Source organism: Oligoflexus sp., from assembly GCF_035638955.1.
Lineage (GTDB): Bacteria > Bdellovibrionota_B > Oligoflexia > Oligoflexales > Oligoflexaceae > Oligoflexus.
Genome location: NZ_DASQYZ010000497.1, coordinates 57,442 through 63,646 on the forward strand (window position 1 = coordinate 57,442; position 6,205 = coordinate 63,646).

A 6,205-nucleotide genomic window follows, 5' to 3' on the forward strand; every position below is an offset into this window, starting at 1 on the left:
CGCAATGTCTCAGTAAAAGTAGGATGCCGTCAGTTTTACCACAGTATCTTCTTTGTTCAGTTCACTCAAAATGCGGTCTTCGCGAACATCGGTCCGGTTGCCGAAGACTGCATTTTTCGCCTGCATGAACTCAACTTCGGGACGGAAGTTGAACTTGCCAGCGCGGTAGTCAGCTCCGACCACCAACATTTTCAGACCACCGTGCGATGCGGTTTCATCTGCTGTTCTGAGACGTTGAGCCGATTCGCGTTCGCGGTCGATAAAGTACTGACCGATAAATTTATAAGCCAAAAATGGTGTAATAGCGCCGAAAGTATAGCCAGCTTTAACCATGGTTGCAGCATCGGTTTTGCCCAGCCAGTCCTGACGTGCGCCGTAGTAGTCCGAGTAAACAGGACGGAAAGGAGCGATGTCATGGAACCATGTCATATCGTCATTAAGGCGATAGGCATTGGTCGAAGCTTTGGTCCAGGTTCTTTCAATATTGGCCGAAATAGGGCCAAAATTCTGGTTCAATTGGAGTGACCAGGCTGCGTCCAGCATGGACCCACCTTCCGCGCCATTGGTATGAGAAGCATATTCAAAGATCGCGTTGGTATCAGCCGTGCGGAAGTGAACGCCAGCTTTATAAGCGCGGTCTTCCTTCACTTTCCAGCGTTCTGATGCCGCGTTTTCCTCGATGGTGAAGCCAGGAGTTGCGGGATAGAAGAATCCTGCGGAACCCACGCCTACATAGGTCAACAGGGATTCGGTAGGTTTCCACTGCAGTTCAAAGCCCGGAACCGTTTTGGTGCCAATGGTTTCATTTTCGATCGGCAGGTTCGAAATATAAGCGGGTGTGCCTTCGACAAAGAACACGCGAGCGACGTCCCAGGTGCGGAATTCGCGACCGATTTCGGTGCCGAAGTTATAGGGATAGAAAATGACTTTCAAGGCTTCAACAGGAGTATAAGAAATCCAGGAATACTTCGAAGTATTGTCCATGCCCACAGTCGTGGCGCCGCGACCCTCGTCATCGCCATTCAGGGCAAGGTCAGCTTGGAAATCAAATTGCTCGTAGTGATGCAGGAGACGGAGGTTAAGACGGGAGGTTTTATTGTCGACCGATCCGCGGTTGGGATCGATATCAAGGCGGAATTTCACAGCCGTGTCTTCGTTCAGTCGGTATCCCACGAGGGCATCGAAAAGAGTTTCCTGACCCAGTTGGGTGTTCTCGGAGGCACTGTGGACATACTGCTGGTATCGCAAGTATTCCAAGTAAGTGGACTGAACTGGAGCTGTTTCGATCTGCGCTCGTGCTGAACTTGCGATCAATAGAAGGCAAGCCGGCATCAAAAATCGTTGTGATCTCATGACCTGTTCCCCTGATACTACTCTGTCCGGTTTTGTCAAAATGACCCACGGGGAATATAATTTTTCGGCCATGAGGTCAATCGATATCATGGGGAAAATGCGTATATTCGTGCCGTGATGAACAAGCCAAAACCCTCAATAAAGATTTCGATTTACGCGATACCCGGGTTCACGGAACGGCATGTATCCCAAACTTTTGTATAATACGGAAAAAGCTATTCCGACGCGGTCAACAAATTACGCTTCAGCATGAACAATGACGGGTCAATCCTACATCGCAACGGAGGACAAAAAATCCCGCGTCCCTGCTGGACAAAGCCGGCTTTACCCTATTAAATCCAAGCCAACTATAGGAGAGCTGGACATGGATATGACTTTGGTAGTGGGTTCCAAGACTTTTTCCTCGTGGTCACTGCGCCCCTGGTTGCTTCTCAAACAAATGAACATTCCTTTCAAGGAAGTTGTGATTGCCTTGAATCAGGTTTCGACTCGGGAACGTATCCGGCAATATTCGCCATCGGGCCGAATTCCAGTCCTTCTCCATGGTGAAGTCCGCATCTGGGATTCCTTGGCCATCGCTGAATATTTGAATGATCTTTTCCCGGAAAAAAAGCTCTGGCCGGCGAAAATTGAAGAGCGTGCCTTGGCTCGCAGCGTCAGTGCAGAAATGCATTCCGGTTTCGCGGCCATGCGCCAGCAGATGTCGATGAATGTCAACAAACGCTTTGCCACACCGGCTTTGTCCGATGATACACAGGGCGATCTGAAACGCGTGTTTGAAATCTGGAACGACTGTCTGGCCCGCTCAGGAGGACCTTTTCTGTTCGGTTCCTTCAGTATTGCGGATGCCATGTTTGCACCAGTCACGACACGTCTGACGACGTATTCCATTCCGCTGACCGGAGCCATCGAAAAATACGTGCAAACCATCGCGGCACTTCCTGCCATGCGCGAATGGATTCAAGGGGCCCAGGCCGAAGGCGAAGGCTGATACCACGTTTGGTCCAATCCAAAATTCCCGCGTTAAAGTCAACTAACGCGGGTGGATAAATTCTTCGTATTTGCCTATAAGTTTTTCCGCTATCTTGCCGATACCATTTAAGAATTTGGCACAGGATGCGGAGAATGAATCGTACCTTTGGCATTATGATCGCAATGATCGCACTCTTCTTTGGGAGAGAAATGCGTGCGTCTGATGCCATGGCTCAGGTGGATTTACGCCTCTTTCCGTTCGCCAATGCCATCTACGATATTCATGATGCCTGGGATTTTTATCCCGGCGAGATCCTGACTCCGGACGAGGTTCAAGCGAAGGCTGCACCACGCAATCTCTCGCTGATTGCCATTGTACCCCGTGATCATCAACTGCCAACCCTGCGTCACGGCACGTTCCGCATCCAGCTGCGGCTGCCTGAGCCTGCTTATCGTTACACGATATTTTTCCCCGAACTTCGCTCAGCCAGTCGAATCTGGATCAACGGTCAGCAGATCTCCAGGCAGGGTCAGGTGGGCGCTGATGTGCAGTCCGAGCGGCCCTCACTCAAGCCCATTACGCATGTTTTAAAGGATGATGTTCGTGTCCTCGACATCGTCGTGCAGCTCTCCGCTTATTCAAACTATGAATTCATGAGCTCATCCACGCCCATCGCCATAGGCCACGCCCCGCAGCTTTTTGAAAAGCACCAGGCCGCCAAGATCCGTGACTCGTTTGTTGTGGGCGCGATCTTTATCATGGCCTTCTATCACTTCAGTCTTTACGCGCTGCGCCGCGAAAGGCTGGATCCTTTGCTGTTTGGCCTGTTCTGCCTGTGGATCGGTATCCGGACCATCTTCCGCTCAGAAGGTCTATTGCTCTATGAGATGTTTGACCAGCCCGATTTTTACTGGCAGTATCGCATGGAATACTGGGGCATCAGCATTCCCGCGGCCACGTGTTGCCACTTCATCTATATCCTGTTTCACAAAAGCTTTGCCCGCAAAGGCGCCCAATTTTTCGTCGGTACTTCGCTCGTATATACGGTCGTGGTTGGTGTTCTTCCGCTCCGTTATCACGGGGTGCTCCTGATACCCTTTGAGATCGTGATTATGCTGGCCTCCATTTATGTCGTGAAATGCATTGCGCAAGCCAAGCCTGACCAACGCGATGGCTCACTCTTGATTGCGGCTGGCTTCGGCGCCTTCATGCTGACCATTTTAAACGATATTCTGAAGAACCATCAGCTCATCAAGACCACCACCTTATCGCATATCGGGCTTTTCCTTTTCATCCTGTTTCAGGCCATTCTGATCTCGAAACGCTTCTCGCGCGCCTTTCACCGGCTCAAGGATGCTGAGTTTGAAATCAGACAGCTGAATGATGAACTTGAACTCAAGGTGAAGGACCGCACCCAGACCATCCGCATCATCCTGGATAACGTCAAGGCTGGTTTTCTTTTGGTTGGACCAGATCTGGCCATCAAGGAAGGTTTTACCCGCTCCTGTCAGGAGATTATCGGCAAGCCGATCGCCGTGGGACAAAAGCTGCAGAATATTCTCGAGTTTAGCGAGCGCGAACGCGCCCATTTTAGCCTTGCGGTGTCGCAGATTTTTTCGGGAATGCTCCCCGATGAGGTGAGTCTCAGCCAAATCCACAGTCGCATTTCGCTTGGCAAACGGGTGATTTCCCTGCAAGGCTCCATCGTGCGCGATGAAAAGGACTCCGTACATGCCATTCTCTTTACCATCACCGATGTCACGGGGCTGGTCAATGCGGAACGGGATGCGCAAATCAACCAGACCTTGCTTCGAATTATGCAGGATAAACTCGGTTTCCAAAGTTTCATGGCCGATTCCGTCCGTGACCTTCGCATTGCAGAAGAGTCCTTGGCCCAGGGTGATACCACCCGTCTGCGCATGATACTCCATACGCTGAAAGGCAATTTTGCCACGTATGGTCTCGATGATGTGGCCCACTATATTCATCGCGTCGAAGATCTGGATGAGATCGGCAGTGAGCACCTCCACGAGGTGGCGAACAGGATCAAACTCTTCATGCTAACGTATCAGGATCTCATTGGTCTGGATGCTGTGATGGATGGGGCCCATGGTGTCTTCGTCACTTTTAAAACCTTTGATCATTTGCGCAGCATCCTGAAGTCGATGCGCACCCCCGATGACATTCAGCGGGTCTTTGAAATCTGGGTGCAGGAAGCCAAGCTCGTGCCCATTCGCTCGCTCTTTGGCGCCATGCTCTCGCACACCACCAGGCTGGCGACCAAGCTCGGTAAGGACGTGGACATCCATGTCAGCGGTGGTGAAACCTTAGTGAATCCGGAAAAATTAAGTTCCGTGATCAATAACATTTCCCATCTGCTTCGCAATGCTATCGATCACGGCATTGAGGCACCTGAGAATCGAGCCTCAAAAAATCCGCGTGCCCGCATTGACATCACAATGGAAAGGCAGCCGCATCTGCTGGTCATCACCGTGCAGGATGATGGTCAGGGGCTCGATATGGACCGGATTCGCGAGGTGGCGTTGGAAAAAGGACTCTTCACACCCGAGGCCTTCGACAAAGCATCGGAGCAGGAACAATCCAGAGCCATTTTTCTACCAGGCTTTTCGACTTCAACCGAGGTTTCGGAAATTTCGGGTCGAGGTGTGGGTATGGGCGCGCTGCTGACAGCCGTTGAGGAGCTGGATGGTCAGGTCGAGGTTTTGAGCGAAAAAGGCCAAGGATGCCGCTTTGTAATTCGTATCCCTGACACTACGAACATGCCCCTCACGCACAAGGTGGACCGAGAGACAGCTTCGAGGGTGTTGCAAAATAGGTGACAATCCCCACAAACTCACGAGATTTACCAATCATTTGGATCGGGAGCTTGAGGCTTTTCATGTATTTTGCAACACCCTCGAACCGGATTTGCTATTCAGCTGGCAAGAGAAGCTCATCCCGTAAGCCCCACCATTGCTTTGCATCAGCCTGGCACCACGCGGGTCTATGCTCGACAGCAGCCAATTCAAGACCTAAAACGTCCATTCCTGCAGGGCGGATCTGCGGATTTTTGTGAATGCAGCGCATGACCAGCTTAACGAGAGAGTCGGGAAGATCGGGTCTGAGCTGGGCTAGATCGCAAGGATTGGTATACAGGATATCATAAAGAAGACCGGCCTCACTGGACACTTCGAATAGATTCCGGCCGCTGAACATCTTATAGGCCAGCACCCCAACCGAATAGATATCACTGCGTGCGTTGGCAGCCAATGGTTGGGCCAGAAGTTCGGGAGCGATATAGGCTGGGGTACCGCGCAGCGCGTTGGGGAGCAGGTCCAGGGTTTCTGATGGCAGCAGGTTCTTGATGCTTTTGACCAATCCAAAATCCACCACCTTGACAACATCATACTCCCCACCGATCCGGCAGACCATGATGTTAAGGGGTTTGATGTCCCGGTGAATTAAGCCGAGCGAGTGGGCCTCTTTCAGGGAAGCACAGAATTGCAAAAGCAGATGGATTGCCCGATGGCAAGGTAAATGCTTTTCAATTTCGATCAGCTTGGCCAGACTGATGCCAGGCAGAAATTCCATTGCATAGTAAAAGCTACGGTCAGCAGTCCGACCAAAATCATAAATGGCAACTGTATTCGGGTGGACTGAGCTGGCTGGTTGCACGCACTTCCGTTTCGAAACGGCTCAGCGATTCCGGGTCGTTGCTATCGGGTTTTAAAATCTTAATGGCTGTAGGACGCTTTAAAAAAGCATGTCGGGCCAAATAAATTTCCCCGATGCCGCCTTCGGCAATTTTGCGCAAAAGCTTATACTGCCCCATCCGAGCACCCAATCGAGCCGCTGGCCTTAAGCGAATCAAGGCAAAGT

General features: G+C 51.2%; 4 protein-coding genes and 1 pseudogene. 2 read left to right on the forward strand and 3 right to left on the reverse strand.

What is annotated here, in order from left to right; genetic code table 11:
• Positions 1–9: 9 nt before the first annotated feature.
• On the reverse strand, positions 10–1,353 hold the full coding sequence (locus VE954_RS40460; protein ID WP_324963938.1) for a hypothetical protein: 1,344 nt from the start codon (positions 1,351–1,353) through the stop codon (positions 10–12).
• Positions 1,354–1,717: 364 nt separating this feature from the next.
• Between VE954_RS40460 and VE954_RS40465 the strand changes: the two genes are divergently transcribed.
• A complete protein-coding gene (locus VE954_RS40465) occupies positions 1,718–2,344 on the forward strand; it encodes a glutathione S-transferase family protein (protein ID WP_324963940.1) in 627 nt (208 codons plus the stop codon).
• A gap of 134 nt (positions 2,345–2,478) precedes the next feature.
• Positions 2,479–5,166: a 7TM diverse intracellular signaling domain-containing protein gene (locus tag VE954_RS40470; protein WP_324963942.1), complete on the forward strand. Its 2,688-nt coding sequence runs from the start codon at positions 2,479–2,481 to the stop codon at positions 5,164–5,166.
• A gap of 91 nt (positions 5,167–5,257) precedes the next feature.
• On the opposite strand, the gene VE954_RS40475 is transcribed toward VE954_RS40470, so the two are convergent.
• Together VE954_RS40475 and VE954_RS40480 are read right to left on the reverse strand one after the other, a co-directional pair.
• Positions 5,258–6,001: a serine/threonine-protein kinase gene (locus tag VE954_RS40475; protein WP_324963943.1), complete on the reverse strand. Its 744-nt coding sequence runs from the start codon at positions 5,999–6,001 to the stop codon at positions 5,258–5,260.
• Positions 5,955–6,205, reverse strand: a pseudogene (locus VE954_RS40480) (hypothetical protein); the annotation flags it as partial. The gene VE954_RS40475 and the pseudogene VE954_RS40480, both read right to left, overlap by 47 nt.

Excerpts from the sequence above, each read along its gene's own strand:
- VE954_RS40460 (WP_324963938.1), bottom strand. The coding sequence starts at position 1,353 with ATGAGATCACAACGATTTTTGATGCCGGCTTGCCTTCTATTGATCGCA.
- VE954_RS40465 (WP_324963940.1), top strand. The coding sequence starts at position 1,718 with ATGGATATGACTTTGGTAGTGGGTTCCAAGACTTTTTCCTCGTGGTCA.
- VE954_RS40470 (WP_324963942.1), top strand. The coding sequence starts at position 2,479 with ATGAATCGTACCTTTGGCATTATGATCGCAATGATCGCACTCTTCTTT.